The following is a 15501-nucleotide window of genomic DNA, read 5'->3' as shown; positions in this document are numbered from 1 at the left end:
GGGCTGTTCGTAACCGCCAGATCAGTAGTACCACTCGCGTCTGACACTCACCGGAAGCTCCGCCCCTGTCTCCCTCAGCAGGTGTCGTACTTGCTGAGCGTGATCGTGATCGTAGACTGCCGCCTCGTGCAACGCGGTCACGGGCACATGCCCGTGCACCAGGAGCTCGGCCATGCGCCGGCGCATGCGATCGCCGTCGTCGGCTGTGTTCGCCCAGTACGGTGCAGCCATGATCTCCCAGTCGACGACGCTCGGCATCATGCTGAGGTCGGTGTAGTGCCTGGTGATCTCACTTGCGCAGTTGCCGTCGCTGAACACGTAGGGTCTGTGGGACTCCATGACGCCGTCGACGGACGTAACCAGGTAGACAAGCGGGGACTGCCCGTCCCGGTAGGTGACTACGCCGCCCCGGCTGATGACGTAGAGCATGGGAGAGCGCGGGGCGAAGTAGAACGGGACGTAGTCGGCTGGACAACCGTAGGGCGGAACAGTGACCTGCCGCGACCGCCGTTCGGCTTTGACCGCCTTGTCTCCGCACTCTCTCAGCACGCCCCCTCGGCTCTGCATGGCGGTGTCCGAGACCAACTGCTTCTCGACGAGGATGTCACGCAGGTTGCGCATGTGCGTGAAGTGGAACAGTCGTCATTCCCCAACGTTCATCACAAGAGCTGAGTACACCACACCTGTGGCTGCAGCCGTGGGCTGACGGCCGTCAACCATAAGTGCCGAACAGCCTTTTGATGGGCGGTATCCAACGGGGACGGTGGTGGACGTCCCCCGTCCTCGAGACGCAGTTCGGCAAACCTCGCCGGCGGCGAATTCCGGCCACTTCCTGGCCTGTCCGTCGCTCGCGGACGGAACTCCCGAACCCGGTTGAGCAGGTTGCCGGTTCCTGCCGGGGGCACCAGCGGAAGCGCCCCGGGCCGATCACGGTCCGGGGCGTTCGGCATCCGTCGATCCGGCGGATCCGGATGCCGCTCTCTCAGTGGCTGTTCAGCGGACGCGTTCCACCCGGCGTTCGTCCCAGACGGGTTCCGCGCTCTCCCTGACCACGCCGTCCGAGCCGAAGACCAGGTAGCGGTCGAAGGAGCGGGCGAACCAGCGGTCGTGGGTCACCGCCAGCACCACGCCGTCGAACGCCTCAAGTCCCTCCTGGAGTGCCTCGGCGGATTCGAGGTCCAGGTTGTCCGTGGGCTCGTCCAGCAGCAGGGCCGTGGCGCCGGCCAGTTCCAGCAGAAGGATCTGGAAGCGTGCCTGCTGGCCGCCGGACAGCCTGTCGAAGTGCTGGTCGGCCTGGCGCTGCAGCTCGTAGCGGCGCAGCACCGACATGGCGCCTCCCCGGTCCTTCGCGTGCTCCTGCCACAGGATGTCGGCCAGCGTCCGTCCGTTCAGCTCGGGGTGGGCGTGCGTCTGCGCGAAGTGGCCCGGTACGACGCGGGCGCCCGGCTTCCATGCGCCGGTGTGGGTGACGTCCTCGCCCGCCAGCAGCCGCAGGAAGTGCGACTTGCCGGACCCGTTCGAGCCGAGCACGGCCACCCGCTCCCCGTAGAAGATCTCCAGCGAGAACGGTTTCATCAGGCCCGTCAGTTCGAGGTCCTGCAGGGTGAACGCCCGCATTCCCGTGCGTCCGCCGCCGAGCCGCATGCGGATCTCCTGCTTGCGCGGCGGCTCGGGGGGCGGTCCCGCCTCCTCGAACTTGCGGAGCCGTGTCTTGGCCGCCTTGTACCGCGACGCCATGTCGTCGCTCCGGGAGGCGTACTGCTGCATGTCGAGCACCAGGCGCCGGAGCTTGGCGTGCTGTTCCTCCCAGCGCCGCTTCAGCTCCTCGTAGCGGGCGAAGCGGTCCTGGCGTGCCTCGTGGTACGTGCCGAATCCGTCGCCGTGCACCCATACGTCGGAGCCGCTGGGCCCGGGCTCCACACTGATGATCTTCTCCGCCGCTCGCGCGAGCAGTTCCCGGTCGTGCGATACGAACAGCACGGTCTTGCGTGTTTCGCGCAACCGCTCTTCCAGCCAGCGCTTGCCCGGTACGTCGAGGTAGTTGTCGGGTTCGTCGAGCAGCAGGACCTCGTCGGGCCCGCGCAGCAGTGCTTCGAGCACCAGCCGCTTCTGCTCTCCGCCGCTCAGGGTCTGCACGAGCCTCCACTGGGCCTTTTCGTAGGGCACCCCGAGCGCGGCTGTGGTGCAGACGTCCCACAGGGTCTCGGCTTCGTATCCCTGGACCTCGGCCCAGTCGCTGAGGGCTTGGGCGTACCGCATCTGGGCGTTCTCGTCGTCGACCGTCATCATCAGGTGTTCGGCGGCGTCGAGCGCGGCCGCCGCGGTACGGATCGGCGGCGGGGCGACGGACACGAGCAGGTCGCGGACCGTCCGGTCGTCTCGGACGGAGCCCACGAACTGGGGCATGACTCCCAGTCCGCCGCTCACGGTCACGGCTCCGCCGTGTGGCTGCAGTTCGCCGGACAGGATGCGGAGCAGCGTGGTCTTCCCTGCTCCGTTGGGCCCCACCAGCGCGACGACCCGGCCTTCGCCGACCCGGAACGACACCTCTCCGAGGAGCCTCCGGCCGTCGGGGAGGTAGTAGTCGATGTGTGCGGCCTCCAGATGCCCCATGGTCATCCATTCCTCTTGTCGGCGGGTCTCGCCGAGACGAGCGAGTTCCGTGCGTGCTCGTGCGTGCTCGTGCTTGTTCGCGCTGCTGCTGGTGCGGGTGTCCCTGGTCAGCCGCGGGCGGGGACGACGCCGAAGTGCCGCCGGGTGGTGGACAGGCCGAGGTCCTGAACCGCATAGGCGGTGAGATAATAGGCTTGAGCGGGGGTGTCGGGAGACAGGGTCAGCGAGAACTCTCCGTCCTGCTCGCGGTCCGGCGATGTACGGATCCTCCGGTGGGCGGGCGCGATCGTGCACTGAAGGTAGCGGGGAACGAACACCCCCACCCGCACGGGCCCGCGGCGGGTGCCCCGGACCCGGACCCGCACGTCCAGGGTGCCTCCGGTCGCCACCTCGTCGGCCGCTTCGATCCATACCCGCGGTGACTCCGGCACCCGGAAGGCGACGTCCCCGCAGCGGACGCACACCACGCATTCCGTGTCGAGCGCGGTCGGCACCAGGGCCCGTTTGAGGAACCGCTGGGCCGGACGGCCGCACTGGCAGCGAACGGTCTCCACCGTGCTCTCGTCGAGGACGCTCCGGTCGCCGAAGTACGCGGGGTAGTCCGCCAGTTCGTTGTTCGGGTCCCGGGACAGCTGTTGGGCGATGGCATGGTCCAGCGACTGCAGGTCGGCGGTGAGTGCCTGCATGATCTTCTCGGAGCCGTGTGCGGCAGGCGCCTGCCGGACGACCCACTGCTCCGCCTTCCTCGCCATCTTGGACAGCCGGGTGTGCAGCGGGTTGCTCTGTGGCAGGAGGCTGCCCGCCAGGTATGCCGTGAGGCGGGCGGACACCGTCAGCAGCAGCGGGTCGGGCGTCTGCGGGGGCGGTGGCGGGGTCTCCCGGTGCCGCCGGTCGTCCAGGCCGAAGCGCAGGAACGCCGGGTACGGCTGGATGGTCCGGATGCTGGAGTTGAGCAGGTCCGTCGACGAGGCGTCGGCGAGGATCCCGTCCATCCATGCCGCGTTCTCGGGCCTGCCGGAGTCGTGCACCGTCAGAGCGGCGACGATGTCCTGCGCCGTCCCGTCGACCGCGTCGAGCATGAGCTGGTACTTGGGGTCGTAGAGCGCCGCATCGGCCAGAGGGGCGCTGTTGCACGAGCCGAGCACCATCTCCACGGCACGCACGCGGTGCAGGGGGATCAGCTTGTCCTTGGGCTTGTAGCAGATGTCCGCGTAGGCACAGGCCGGACCGAGGAGGCCGGGGACCCGGGGAGCGGCGTCGCTGCGCCCGCAGAGGGTGAAGTCGGCCAGGTTCAGCGAGTCGTCCTTGCCGTGTCCCTGGAAGAGCACGCGCTTCCACTGGGTCTCCAGCACTGTGGCGCGGATGTCCTCGCGCTCCAGCCGGCGTTCATCGAAGACGTCGACCGGACCCTGCGGCGCCGGCCGGTCGCTGGCGCTGAAAAGCCCGGTGGCCGTGACCCCGGAAGCCGGGACGGCGTACTGCTTGGCCGTGAACCAGGCCAGCGAGGGTGCGTCCCGCCCGGTCAGGAACGCGACGTCGGTCCGACCGGACCGGTGGGCGCTCAGCACGATGTCGCGCACGGGATCCAGCGTCAGGTGCCGGTACAGCCCGACGACGAGCAGCGAACCCGCCCGGCCGGCGAACTCCCCGGTCAGCTCGTGCTCCTCGTGCCAGCGGGCCGCCAGGGGACGCAGCAGGGCGATGAGCCCGTCGGGAAGGGCGTCGGCGCTCAGCAGCACACCGTGCCGGTACGGCGCCGGCCGTGCGACGCCGTCGTAGAGGCTCGCGGACCGCTGCACCGACTCCGCCAGGTCGGTCCGCTCGCCTGTCCAGACCGGCACGCCGGAGGGGGAGCCGGTGGTGAGGAAGTCCTCGACCGCATCGGCGTAAGCGGCCTGCTCCGTGACGGTGAACCAGGGGGTGGCCGTCGTGATCGCTTCGCCGGTGAGGGACAGCATGCTGTTCTGACTCCTCGTCGCGGTGAGTGGATGCGGGGCGCCATGTGCTTGCAGGAGGCCGGCCGTCACGCCCCGTCGGTGGTCCGGGTGGCCCAGGAGAGGGTTTCCGCGAGGGTCCGCCAGATCTCCGAGGTGAGATAGACGTTGGAGGAGTCCTGGGTCTGCTGCGCGAGTTCCTCCACGTTGCGCACGCCGCGGTCCTTCTCGCCCCTCGCGATGAGGATCTGATTGGCCAGCAGCTTGAGCCGGATCCGGTCGCGGAACGTGAACAACGAGTCGTCCGTCAGCTGCCGGCACAGGGCGTCCGCCTGGTCGATGTCCCTGCGGTTGAGGGCCAGGAAGGCCTTGAGCAGGACCAGTTCCTGCTGGTGGAGCTGGGTTCCCACCAGGTTCAGGGCCTGCTCCGCCTCCCCCAGCCGCTGCTCCGCCGCATCGAGCTTGCGTGGTGTCATCTGCAGGTAGAGAGAAGCAGCGGCCAGCCGCAGACGCATCCACAGGACGAGGTCGTCGCGGCTGTCCAGTTCCTGGAGAGCCCGCTCAAGGAGCCGTTCCGCGCCGGCGAAGTCGCTCTGCCGCATATGGACGTTGGCCGCCGCCCACAGCACCTCGGTCAGCAGCGTCCGGTGCAGCTCGCCGGCCAGCGCCTCCATCTCGTCCGCGTGCTTCCGCGCGTCGGCCAGTAATCCGGACTCCGCCTCCGCCGAGACGAGCACGAGCAGCGCCCGGGCGATGTCGGCGGCCGGCAGGGCGTGTTCGGTCGCGATGGCCAGCGCCTCCTCGGCCGCCATGCGGGCCTGGGCCATGTCTCCGCACGACCGCAGCGCCTTGGCGTGCTGGGCGAGCGCGCGGACCCGCAGATCGGGCATCTCCATGGCCCTGCTGAGCGTGACGAGCTCCCCGGCCGTCTTCAGCTCCTCCTGTCTGCGGCCTTCGTCCGCATAGAGCTGGACCATGCTCCACAGGGCCATCCACCGCAGTCCGAGGTCGCCGGTCGGTGCCTGAGTGGCCTCCTCCAGAAGGTGCAGGGCCCGGTCCCGGTTGTCGGAGGAGCTCGCCCAGGCAAGTGCCTGGCCGAGCTGTGACACCTCCGTGGCGGCTTCGCCCTGGAAGGCACTGACCGGCACATTGAGCCGTTGCGTGAGGTGCTCGATCACCTTGTCGGTCGGCCGCCGGGCCCCCGACTCGAGGCGTGACAAATACGCCGTGGACAAGCCACCCGCGGCCAGTTCGGCCTGCGAGAGGCCGCACGCCAAGCGGAGCGAGCGCAGCCGCTGGCCGAACGCCGGTTGTTCAAGCATCTCTACCGTCCTGTGCAGTGCCTCCAGCAAGCAGAACCCATACTTCTCCCCGGATTACTCGCTTGTCAAATCGCGTAGCAATGATGGCAATAATTAGGCAAGAAGTATGCCCGTGCAGGTTCCCGCCGGGTGCGCCCCGGCGAGGCGGCCGGCCTACGGCCAGTCGATGGCGGACCCGGAGAGGGAGGCGGCGGGCCAGTCGATGCCGGACGGGGACGCGGGGACCGTGCCGGCCCCGGCCGCCGCTATCGCCCGGACGTCCGCCGACCCGGCCCCGGCCGCCGCGCCGATGAGCAGAGCCGAAAGCATCAGCACCGCGCCCGCCCGCTGAATCGTGGCCTTGAACATGATCGATAACCCCCTTGCGCACCCGGAGGTGCGGCGCGTCCGTCGATTGAGTGCCGTACGGGAAGCCCGGCTCCCCGTACGGCGACAGGGGAACCCTAGAGTGACTTGCCAGAACTGGCAATCAATCTTTCATTCGTTGACAAGTTCTGCGCGCCTGATCTAGCTTCCCTGGCAAGGATCTTTCCGGGCGGCCTCATGTCGCCGCTCGGGACGGTTGATCCCCTTCCCTCGAAGCCCAGCGGCGTCAAGTCGACTCGGCAACCAGCGACCCGGCACAGGTGATCACTCGGCGACAGCTCTGGTGCACACCCCGGTCCTCGGTTCCCAGTCCCCAGGTGTGGGTCACTCACGTGCCCTGCCGGCGACGGAACAGGACCGGGACTTCCTTCGGACCCTCTTCGATGACAGCCTCGGCCCGTTCTATGAGGGCGACCACCGCGCGCCGGCAAACTCGGCGCGATCGTCGACGCGCTGCGCCGGCTGCTCGGGGAGCGGGTGCGCTTCGTGGGCCCCGGGTCCCGGCTGGGCCGTGACGTCGTACGCGGCCACGGCGTCGACGACTGGTACGACGTGGACACCGGCGACAGCGAGGCGCTCGCCGCTCTCGTCCGCCGGGAGCACGTCGACGCGGCCGTGTGCGTTCTGGACCGCTCCTTCGCCACCGCGCTCGAAGCCATCGGCTGCCCGGTGGTGTTCGTGGACAGCCTGCCCTTCCTCTGGACGCGGGACGACACCGCCAGTCTGCCGCTGCGGGCCTCCGCCTCCTGCGCGCAGCTCTGCCTGAGCCTTCCGGCCCCTGCCTGGCCGGTCATGGCCCAGGTGGACAACCTGCGCTGGGTCGAGGCGGTCGTCCTGCGGCTCCGGCCCGCCCGCGGCCCGCGCTCCGTGCGCCCGGTGAGCGCTCCGCCGTGGTGAGCCTCGGCGGTCTGCTCTCCCCGCTGCCGGCACGACCCGTCCGACTACGTCTCCGTGGTCGTGCCGGCAGCCCTGCGCGCCCTGGTCCACTGGGGCGCACGGGACATCACGCTGTGCGGCAACCTGCCCCGTGGCCTGCTGCCGGACCTGCCCCGCGCGGTCGGCGACGACGTCCGGCTGCACTACGGCGCGTTGGGACACCGCGCCTTTCTCGACGCGGCCGGCGAGGCCGACGTGCTGCTCGCCTCGCCCGGACTCACCACGTTGCTCGAGTGCAGTGCCCGCGGCATCCCGGTGGTCTGCCTGCCGCCGCAGAACATCAGCCAGATCCTGAACGCCTCCTCCTACGCGCAGGTGACCGGAGCGTCCACCGCGGACCGGCCCGAGAAGGTGTTCCGTGCCCAGGACGTCCTCGACACCCGCCTCACCGCCCCGGCCGACAACCCCGGGAACAGCGGCGGGTCACCGGGCGAGGACGCGGCCCTGGAGTTGATCTACCAAGGCATCGCCCGCGCGGCCGCGGCTCCGGAGACCGTCCGCGCCGAACTGGCCGACCGGGTCCTCGGCTGTCTGACGGAGGTGGGCGACCGGCGCAAGCAGTGGACCGCGCTGGTCCGTCTCATCGGTACCGGAGGCGCGGCACAGATTGCAGACGCGGTGCTGTCCGTCGCCCGCTCTTCCAAGCTCCCAGCGAAAGGCTGAAAGACGTGCGGGATCGTCGCCGCTATTTGTTCGTCCGCATCCTCGAAGCATGCAACGCCGACTGTTTCATGTGCGAGTTCGCGCTCTCCCGGGACACCTACCGGTTCACCGTGCAGGACTTCGCCGAACTACTCCCCGAGGCCGTGCGCGCCGGGGTGGGTTACGTCCGGTTCACCGGCGGTGAGCCCCTGATGCACCGCGACGTGGTCGAGCTGGTGCGGCTCGGCACCGAGCACGGCATGCGGATGTCCCTCATCACCAACGGAATGTTCCTCCCCCGCTTCGTCGACCGGCTGGCCGACACCGGCTCCCGGCCCGCCCTGCGCATCCTGACCGCCGCCCGCCCCGGCCTCGAATCCCAGGCCGCACGGCGCTACATCGCCGCTCACCTGACCGAGGCCGAGACGCTCACCAGGGAAGCCTGCGCACCGCCGCGTTCTCCCTGGAAGCCATCCTCGGGGAGGTCTTCGTCATCGGCGGCCCGCTGCTGATGAGTGCCCTGCTGCTGGTCAGTTCACCGGGCACCGTTGTCGTCATCGGCGGCCTCATGGGGGCCGCCGGCGCACTCGGCCTGGCCATGACCGGCGCCTCCCGGCAGTGGCGGTCGCAGGCCGGGCAGCGCAGTCTGCTGGGGCCTCTGCGCTCGCCGGAACTCCTGTCCCTCATGGCCGTTCTCACCGTGTGCGCCGTGGCCGGCGGGGTGTTCAACCTGGCCCTCCCCGCCTTCGCCGCCGGCCGGGGCGACCCCGGCGCGGTGGGGCTCCTCTTCGCCGCCTGGGGCGTCGGCGGGGCTCTCGGCGGCATCTGGTTCGGCCGGCGCAAGCCGGCCCTGCCGACCGAACAGCTCCTGTCCCGCGGCGTGGCCGTCTTCGCCGTGCTCACCGCGCTGCCGGCCCTCGCCTGGGACTTCTGGTCGATGGCGGTCGCCCTGCTGATCGGCGGCACGGTGATCGCTCCGGTGACGGCCGTCGAATACGACCTGATCGGCCGTGCCGCCCCTCGGGGAACGCTCGCCGAGGCGTTCACGTGGGTGATGACCGCCAACATCGCGGGCGGGGCCCTCGGGTCCCAGCTCGCCGGACTCCAGGTGCACGCCCACGAGACACGCGCGGCCTTCCTCACCGCGGCTCTGGTGGCCGGCGCGGGAGCTGTCATCGCCTTCACCGTCCGGCACCGGCTGGCCGCCCTGCCCCGGGCGGCGGACGACAGCCCCGAACAGCATGCGGACACCGCACAGGCAGCCCCTGCGAACTGACGGAACCCGCCCACCGGAAGACGGACGAGAAAAACGGAAGAGAGAAGAGGACCAGCATGTCAGCAGCCGTTCTCGCGGAGCCCCAGCCGCCCGTCGCGCCGAACCCGGTACCCCGCGTCCACAGCCACCGTCTCGGGGCGGCCGAAGCAGCGGCGGCACGGGACCTGGCGGCCCGGTGTCTGCACCGCTACGGCTCCCCCCAAGCCCCTGATTTCCTCGACGACGCCCCGTTCCTGGCCCGGCTACCCGAAGCGGTGCGCCGGACAGTGACCGTCCGGGTCGCGCCCTCCGGCTGCGCCTCCCCGCTGCCCGTCCCGGACGGGGCCGTCTGTCCGGCCGTCCTCGCCCGCCCTCAGCCGTTCCGGCTGCCGCCCTCGCCCGGCTCCGTCCCGAACGGGACGCGCGGCCGGGCGAGGGACGTCGTCAGGGGGCGCGGCGGTACTCCCCGCGCGCCGTGGCCCCCTGCCGCGGCCCGACCGGCCGCGAGTACCCCCGCGCAGCCGTCCCGCCGGGCCGGGGCCACCCGGCGAGGAGACACTCGGGCGGCTTCCGCGCGGCTCCACCGGACGTCCGGCCTTTCCGGGTCAGGCCAGGCCGAAGCGCTCGGCGTGCACCTGCCGCGCGGGGACCCGCAGGTCTTTCAGGCCCGCGAGGGCGGCCGCGGTCATGGCGGGCGGGCCGCAGACGTACACGTCGCGTCCGGTGATGTCGGGGACCAGCCGGCGCAGGCGGCCCGGGCCGAACGGCGGCTCGCCGTGCTCGCCGTGCTCGCCGGTCCTGCCGGTGAGCAGGTGCAGCCGTCCGCCCCGGAGTCCGACCAGCTCGCGCACCTCGTCCAGCAGCACGGCGTCGTCCTCGCTGCGGACGCGGTACAGCACGACGACGTCGTCGCCGGCCGTCCGCTCCTCCAGCATCGCCCGCACGGGCGTGATCCCCACACCGCCGGCGATCAGCAGGGCGCCTGGCCGGGTGCGGTGCAGCGAGGTGAACGCCCCGTACGGTCCCTCGACGAAGGCGCGGCTGCCGACGGGGACGTTCCGCAGGCCGGCGCTGGTGCTGCCCGCCGCCTTCGCCGTGAGGCGCAGCCCTTCCCCGGTGGGCGCCGCCGACAGGGAGAAGGGGTTGGCCGTCCACCAGTGCTCGTGCCCGGGGAACCGCCAGATGCAGAACTGCCCCGCGCGGGCGGGGAGTTTGCCGAGGTGCCGGCCGGTGACGTACACGGAGACCACGTTCTCCGACTCCGGTACCACGGCCGCGACGCGGAAGCGGTGGTAGGCGTTGCGCCACAGGGGCAGGGCGACCCGCCCGGCCAGCAGGGCGCCGAAGGCGAACAGCCACAGGGTCCACCAGTAGGCCGTCGCGACCGGGGAGGACGTGAACGTCTTGGTCTCCAGCAGCTGGTGGGCGAACGACAGGCCGAGGGCGACGTAGAGCAGCAGGTGCAGACCGTGCCAGACCTCGTACCGCAGCCGCCGCCGCAGGGGCCGGGTGGAGATCACGCCGATCGCGACGATGACGGCCGCGGCGAGCATGCCGAGCAGGGAGGCCGGCACCCCGCCCAGGGCGAGGAACGTCTTCCCCATGGACGCGTCGTCGAGCCGCGCGTAGCCCAGCACCACCAGCACGGCGTGGGTGACGACGGTCCACAGCAGGGAGAAGCCGGTCCAGCGGTGCCACACCGTGAGGCGGTCCATCCCGATGCGCCGGTCCAGCCACGGCAGCCGGGCCACGAGCAGCAGTTGGAGGAACATCAGCAGGGCCGCGTGCACGCCGAAGAACTTGGCGACCGTGAGCACCCCGTTCTTGCCCGGAGCGGCGCCGAGGAACAGCGCCTCGACGATCGCCACGTTGGCGATGACGAACGCCCCCGTGGCCCAGCGCGCCGCGTCCGCCGGAGGCACGCCGTCTCTCCGTACCGCTTCACTCACCGACACCACATCTGCCCCCATCCCCCTGCGGCCGCGGTTCTCACGGCCCGTCTGCGCCACCCCGCGAAGCTACCGCGAGCCCGGGCGGAACGCGCCCCCCGATCGGCTACAAGTACGGGGCGCGAGCCCGATCCGTTCGCCGGAGCGGTGAATCCGGCGCACCCCGGGTGCGTTGCGGGGCCCGGGATATTCCCCGGCGCCCGCAGGGCCGGGTCGGGGCCGGTGCGTTCGCGGGGGCGGGCGCCTGCCCGTGAGGTGCGGTTCGGCGGACCGCGGCCGGGGAGCCGTCAGCACTCCGTGGGCCTGCTTCCGGGGGTCGCGGACGTCCGCGTGCCGGCTCGTATCAGACCGTCCGGCAGGCCGAGAGCCCGGCCGGCGAGGCTGCCGGAGCTGCGGGCGTAGCGCCCCGGGGTCGTGCCCAGGAACCGTTTGAAGTGGCGGGTCAGATGGGGCTGGTCGCAGAAGCCGGACGCGGCCGCCGCCTCCGCGGGCGGGCGGCCGTCGAGGAGCATACGCCGCGCGCACTCGACCCGGCGGGCCGTCAGGTACTGGTGCGGGGCGATGCCGAACGCGGTGGTGAACGCCCGGACCAGGTGCGTCGGGTGGGCGTGCAGCAGCTTCGCCGCCTCGTCCAGGGTGAGCCCGTGGGGCAGCCGTTCGTCGAGGAGTTCCCGCAGGTCGCCGGCCACACCGCGGCCGGTTGCCCGCGGGTCGGCGGCCGGCCGGGGCTGCCGCAGGTGGCCGCGCAGGCGTTCGCCGATCAGCGCGAGGCGGCTCTCCGCCTCCAGCTCGTCGCCGCGCCGGGCCAGGGCCGTGTGCAGTTGCCCGACACGCCGGCGCAGCAGGGGGTCGGCGATGTCGGGGCTGTCCGCCGCGGGGTCGATGAAGTCCTCGTCCAGTTGGGTCAGGTCCAGGTAGAGCACCCGCTTGCGGAAGCCACGGGCGGTGGCGGAGGAGCCGTTGTGCGGCACCTGCGGCGGGAGCAGGGACACCGTGTCGTGCGGGGTGCCGTGCTCGCGGCGGTTCAGGTCGTAGCGGACGGCGCCGTCGTCGACGATCAGCAGGGTCCACACGTCGTGGACGTGCATCGGGTACGCGTGCCCGGTGAAGCGGGCGTGGAGGACCTCCGCGACCCCCGGTACCCGCGGTCGCCACGCGGAGACCTCCTGGCGTGCCACCATGCCAAGAACGTACAAGAAGCCGCGCCGGGGCGGTTGGCAGTCTCACGGCATGACGAACGAGAACACCGAGAACGCCCCCGTGCGGTTCGACACCAAGATCGCCGTCCTCCTGCGCGGGGACCTGGAGTCCTGGCAGCGGCTGAACGTCACCGCGTTCCTGGTCAGCGGTCTGGGCTCGGAGCTTCCCGAGGTGATCGGCGAACCGTACGCCGACGCCGACGGCACGCCCTACCTGCCCATGTTCCGTCAGCCCGTCCTGGTGTTCGAGGGGACGAAGGAGGTGCTGGCCGCCGCGCACGGCCGCGTCCTGTCCCGCTCGCTGCCCCGGGCGGTGTTCACCGCGGACCTCTTCGCCACCGGCAATGACCGCGACAACCGCGCCGCGGTGCGGGCCGTGCCGCGGAGCCGGCTGGATCTGGTGGGCCTCGCCGTGCACGGGCCGCGCAACGCGGTCGACAAGGTGCTCAAGGGCGCGCGCATGCACCCCTGAGCGCCGCGGCCCGCCCGGGCCGGCCGCCCGTGGTGACGCCGCCGCGCGGACCTCCCGGCCGGTGGCGGGAGGCCCGCGCGGTGTGCGGGGTCCGGGCGCGGCGGCGTGGCCGGGCCCGGACCGGCACCGGTCGCCCGTCAGCCGTCGGTGCCCGGGAGCTCCGTGGGCAGCTCCGTGGGCAGGCCCTTCGGCAGGTCCTCGGGGGAGGCGGCCTTGGTGAAGGTGTCGTCCTCGGCGTCGGAGAGGGTGTCCCAGTCGACCTTGAGGGTCTTGCCGCCGTCGGACACGGTGACGGCGCCCATGGTGCGGTCGGTGTTCCCGTCCGGGCACTCCAGCATCAGCAGGTCGCGCGTGTAGTCGCCGCTGCACGCGTGCGGGCCGGCGAGGACGGCCTTGTTGCCGGTGATGGAGAGGACGATCGGCTCGCTGGTGTCGAGCTTGGCGACGTAGGTCCCGGAGACTTCCCCGGCCGCCGGGGCCCCTCCGGCCGCGGTGCCGTCCCCTGTGGAGCCGTCTTCCCGGCCGGCCGTGGACCCGCTCGTGAGGCCGGACTTGCTGTCGTCCTTGCCTCCGTCGCTGCCGTTTCCGCAGCCGGTGAGCAGCAGGGCGGCCGCTATGGCGGCGGCGGCCACGCCCATGTGACGCGCTGACGTGCGCACGTGTGTTTCCTCCCGTTGGTCTGCCAAGAGCACGTCAAGCTAGCAGCCGTGAGCTGCCGTTCCCGCACGGACGGTCACGCTGTTTCACAGTTGGCACGACCGCTTCCGGATCGTGACGCCGCACGCGCCGCCCCGGGGCGCCGTCAACTTCCTTGACAAGCATCGCTGTTCGAATACCGACCGGCATTCCGGCGCTGCACATCCCCTTTCCGCAGCCGGTCTCACCGGGTGAACCACCGCACCATCTCCACAGAGTCCACCGGAAGGAATCACGCCCATGCGCACGCTCCGCACCGTGGCAGTCCGGCCTTCGCGGCCGGCCTCACCTGCAGCTCGGCGGCCGGTCCCGACACCGGCTCCCGGGTCCGGACGGTGTGGTTGCGTTGAACGCCTCACGGCAGCCGGCCGGCCGGCTGCGCGCCGGCGCCACCTCGGTGAAGTAATGCGGTCACAGCGTCAGGAGGCGTCCTCGACGGTGCCGGAGAGGCGGTGGGCGGTGGAGGTGTCGACGCCGAGGGCCGCGAGCAGATCGAGGGCGGCGGTGAGGGGCGGGGCTCCGGCCAGGCGAGCGGCGGCAAGGTGGGCGGGCAGGCGGCCGGCGGCGATCAGGGCCGACCACTGGGCGCCGGAGAGGGCGAGGTAGCGCAGGCCGGGGAGATCGGCCGGCAACGCCAAGTCCGGCATGGGGCAGCGGGAGAGGTCGAGGGAGCGCAGCGCGGGCAGGGTGCGCAGCGGAGCGAGGTCGACCGGGGTCTCGGAACCGACGGCGAGCGAGGTGAGGTGCCGGTGGCCCGCGAGCGGGGTGAGGCCGGCCCCGGAAGCGAGGTCGACGGCCAGGTCCTCGACGGGGAGTACCGCCACGGGTGACAGGTCGGTGGTGGCGCATCGGTTGAGGTGCAGACGCCGCAGGCGCGGGGTGGCGGAGAGCGGTCCGAGGTCGACGGGCGACGGGGCGTCATTGAGATGGATCGCCTGGACACCTGGCGCAAGCCGCTCGTCCAGGGCTGAGACCACCAGCTGGTGAGGGCCGTCCCCGGACTCCTGCGGGGCGTGCGGATCGGGCCGGCCCAGAGCCCGGCCGAGCCAGGCGGTGACCGAGGAAGCGACATAGCGCGGGCCGTCGTCGAAGTCGCGGCCGACCTCGATCACCTGTCCGGGGCGGCCGTCCGCGGCAGGCGCGAGGTCCACGGCGAGGAAGTTGCCGTCGAACCAGGTGGCGAAGGGAAGCCAGCCCGGATGCCCCGAGCAACGGCGCACGGTGTCCGGCGGGTCGGCGTCGAAGATCATCTGGCGCCAGCCGAGCTCCCAGCCGAACCAGGTCGGCACTCCGACATAGCCGTCGCGCTCGGCCAGGGCCCTGTCGAGCGGCAGCCAGCAGTATCCGTCCAGCGCCTCGCTCCCGCCGTCCCCGTCCGCCTCCAGGTAGAGCGCCCGCAGGTCCGCGGGCAGCGGCCGGCCGAGGTGGCGCTCGGCGGCGGCGAGCCGGTCCTCGGTGACGGGCGCCGGCATCTCCGGTTCCTCACCGGAGTGTTCGGCGTGCTGCCGGAGGACGGCCCGCAGCCGCTCGACCGCCTCCGCGGGGTCGCCGGCCGGGCGCAGTTCGGACGGTTCCGCACGGTCGGCCGCGCCCGGTTCGGGCGGCTGGAAGCCGGGGTCGATGGTCAGTGTCCAACCGTCCTCGGGGCCGCCCCCGGGCCGCAGCGTGTCCCGGAACACCACCAGCTCGAAGGCGCCCGACGGGCGGCAGGTCAGCTCCAGGACGACGGCCTCCCAGCCATGGGTGTCACGGAACCGGGACGCCAGGGAGCCGAGGCCCTGGTACGGGAACGGCTTCTCGAAGAAGGAGCCCGGACGGCTCGGCACCACGTACCCGCCGCCGGACAGGCCGACGCTCGTCCGGCTCCCGTGCCCCCGCAGCACGCACTCCGTCCAGCCCTCCGGCGCCCGGGCGACGATCTCCGCCGCGATCTGCCGTGCCACCTCGTCCACCGTCAGGTCCATACCCGCTCCTCCCGTCCGCACTGGTCGGACGATCATGTCAGCAGGCTGCGACAGAGCGACCGGCACCCGGCACGCGGCCGGACAAGGGAGGTTCCCGGTACGCGTTCGGCGCCGGTTCCGTATCGCCCGGCACGCCCGGCGCACATCCCCCTG

At 71.8% G+C, this 15501-nt stretch carries 14 protein-coding genes; 5 read left to right on the top strand and 9 right to left on the bottom strand.

Annotated elements, in window-relative coordinates:
• Positions 1-21: 21 nt before the first annotated feature.
• From KBZ10_RS17740 to KBZ10_RS17720, 5 genes are all read right to left on the bottom strand, one after another.
• Complete coding sequence (locus KBZ10_RS17740) at positions 22-639, bottom strand: DUF4433 domain-containing protein (protein WP_282107848.1); 618 nt, start codon at positions 637-639, stop codon at positions 22-24.
• A 354-nt stretch (positions 640-993) separates the two neighbouring features.
• Positions 994-2613, bottom strand: a complete 1620-nt coding sequence (locus KBZ10_RS17735; protein ID WP_210988679.1) for an ABC-F family ATP-binding cassette domain-containing protein — start codon at positions 2611-2613, stop codon at positions 994-996.
• Positions 2614-2720: 107 nt separating this feature from the next.
• Positions 2721-4571, bottom strand: coding sequence for a hypothetical protein (locus KBZ10_RS17730; protein ID WP_210988611.1), 1851 nt, complete (start codon positions 4569-4571; stop codon positions 2721-2723).
• Between the two features lie 65 nt (positions 4572-4636).
• Complete coding sequence (locus tag KBZ10_RS17725) at positions 4637-5869, bottom strand: helix-turn-helix domain-containing protein (RefSeq protein WP_210988610.1); 1233 nt, start codon at positions 5867-5869, stop codon at positions 4637-4639.
• A 153-nt stretch (positions 5870-6022) separates the two neighbouring features.
• Positions 6023-6217: a hypothetical protein gene (locus tag KBZ10_RS17720; protein ID WP_210988609.1), complete on the bottom strand. Its 195-nt coding sequence runs from the start codon at positions 6215-6217 to the stop codon at positions 6023-6025.
• Positions 6218-6721: 504 nt separating this feature from the next.
• Between KBZ10_RS17720 and KBZ10_RS17715 the strand changes: the two genes are divergently transcribed.
• The 4 genes from KBZ10_RS17715 to KBZ10_RS17700 are packed head-to-tail and all read left to right on the top strand — an operon-like array spanning position 6722 to position 9089.
• Positions 6722-7132 (top strand): hypothetical protein, encoded by a 411-nt coding sequence (locus tag KBZ10_RS17715; protein WP_210988608.1) that lies wholly within the window; start codon positions 6722-6724, stop codon positions 7130-7132.
• Positions 7133-7186: 54 nt separating this feature from the next.
• A complete protein-coding gene (locus tag KBZ10_RS17710) occupies positions 7187-7834 on the top strand; it encodes a hypothetical protein (RefSeq protein WP_210988607.1) in 648 nt (215 codons plus the stop codon).
• A gap of 5 nt (positions 7835-7839) precedes the next feature.
• Positions 7840-8325, top strand: coding sequence for a radical SAM protein (locus tag KBZ10_RS17705; protein ID WP_210988606.1), 486 nt, complete (start codon positions 7840-7842; stop codon positions 8323-8325).
• A complete protein-coding gene (locus KBZ10_RS17700) occupies positions 8325-9089 on the top strand; it encodes an MFS transporter (protein ID WP_210988605.1) in 765 nt (254 codons plus the stop codon). The genes KBZ10_RS17705 and KBZ10_RS17700 overlap by 1 nt, the downstream gene beginning before the upstream one ends.
• A gap of 584 nt (positions 9090-9673) precedes the next feature.
• Here KBZ10_RS17700 and KBZ10_RS17695 read toward each other — a convergent pair.
• Together KBZ10_RS17695 and KBZ10_RS17690 are read right to left on the bottom strand one after the other, a co-directional pair.
• A complete protein-coding gene (locus tag KBZ10_RS17695; protein WP_210988678.1) occupies positions 9674-11038 on the bottom strand; it encodes a ferric reductase-like transmembrane domain-containing protein in 1365 nt (454 codons plus the stop codon).
• Between the two features lie 266 nt (positions 11039-11304).
• A complete protein-coding gene (locus KBZ10_RS17690) occupies positions 11305-12198 on the bottom strand; it encodes an AraC family transcriptional regulator (RefSeq protein ID WP_210988604.1) in 894 nt (297 codons plus the stop codon).
• Between the two features lie 49 nt (positions 12199-12247).
• Between KBZ10_RS17690 and KBZ10_RS17685 the strand changes: the two genes are divergently transcribed.
• Positions 12248-12688: a DUF2000 domain-containing protein gene (locus tag KBZ10_RS17685; RefSeq protein WP_210988603.1), complete on the top strand. Its 441-nt coding sequence runs from the start codon at positions 12248-12250 to the stop codon at positions 12686-12688.
• Positions 12689-12825: 137 nt separating this feature from the next.
• On the opposite strand, the gene KBZ10_RS17680 is transcribed toward KBZ10_RS17685, so the two are convergent.
• Together KBZ10_RS17680 and KBZ10_RS17675 are read right to left on the bottom strand one after the other, a co-directional pair.
• Positions 12826-13347 (bottom strand): hypothetical protein, encoded by a 522-nt coding sequence (locus tag KBZ10_RS17680; RefSeq protein WP_307847490.1) that lies wholly within the window; start codon positions 13345-13347, stop codon positions 12826-12828.
• Positions 13348-13803: 456 nt separating this feature from the next.
• Positions 13804-15384, bottom strand: a complete 1581-nt coding sequence (locus KBZ10_RS17675) for an SMI1/KNR4 family protein (protein WP_247702546.1) — start codon at positions 15382-15384, stop codon at positions 13804-13806.
• Positions 15385-15501: the final 117 nt, after the last annotated feature.

It is taken from the genome of Streptomyces sp. F63 (genome assembly GCF_018070345.1).
Taxonomy (GTDB): Bacteria; Actinomycetota; Actinomycetes; order Streptomycetales; family Streptomycetaceae; genus Streptomyces.
Note: the sequence above shows the minus strand (reverse complement) of the source record. Positions and strands in the feature narration are given on the sequence as shown.

What these genes read in the sequence shown, in the direction of transcription:
- KBZ10_RS17735 (WP_210988679.1), bottom strand. Translation starts at nt 2,613, where the DNA reads ATGGGGCATCTGGAGGCCGCACACATCGACTACTACCTCCCCGACGGC.
- KBZ10_RS17725 (WP_210988610.1), bottom strand. Translation starts at nt 5,869, where the DNA reads ATGCTTGAACAACCGGCGTTCGGCCAGCGGCTGCGCTCGCTCCGCTTG.
- KBZ10_RS17720 (WP_210988609.1), bottom strand. Translation starts at nt 6,217, where the DNA reads ATGTTCAAGGCCACGATTCAGCGGGCGGGCGCGGTGCTGATGCTTTCG.
- KBZ10_RS17730 (WP_210988611.1), bottom strand. Translation starts at nt 4,571, where the DNA reads ATGCTGTCCCTCACCGGCGAAGCGATCACGACGGCCACCCCCTGGTTC.
- KBZ10_RS17690 (WP_210988604.1), bottom strand. Translation starts at nt 12,198, where the DNA reads ATGGTGGCACGCCAGGAGGTCTCCGCGTGGCGACCGCGGGTACCGGGG.
- KBZ10_RS17695 (WP_210988678.1), bottom strand. Translation starts at nt 11,038, where the DNA reads ATGGGGGCAGATGTGGTGTCGGTGAGTGAAGCGGTACGGAGAGACGGC.
- KBZ10_RS17685 (WP_210988603.1), top strand. Translation starts at nt 12,248, where the DNA reads ATGACGAACGAGAACACCGAGAACGCCCCCGTGCGGTTCGACACCAAG.
- KBZ10_RS17675 (WP_247702546.1), bottom strand. Translation starts at nt 15,384, where the DNA reads ATGATCGTCCGACCAGTGCGGACGGGAGGAGCGGGTATGGACCTGACG.
- KBZ10_RS17700 (WP_210988605.1), top strand. Translation starts at nt 8,325, where the DNA reads ATGAGTGCCCTGCTGCTGGTCAGTTCACCGGGCACCGTTGTCGTCATC.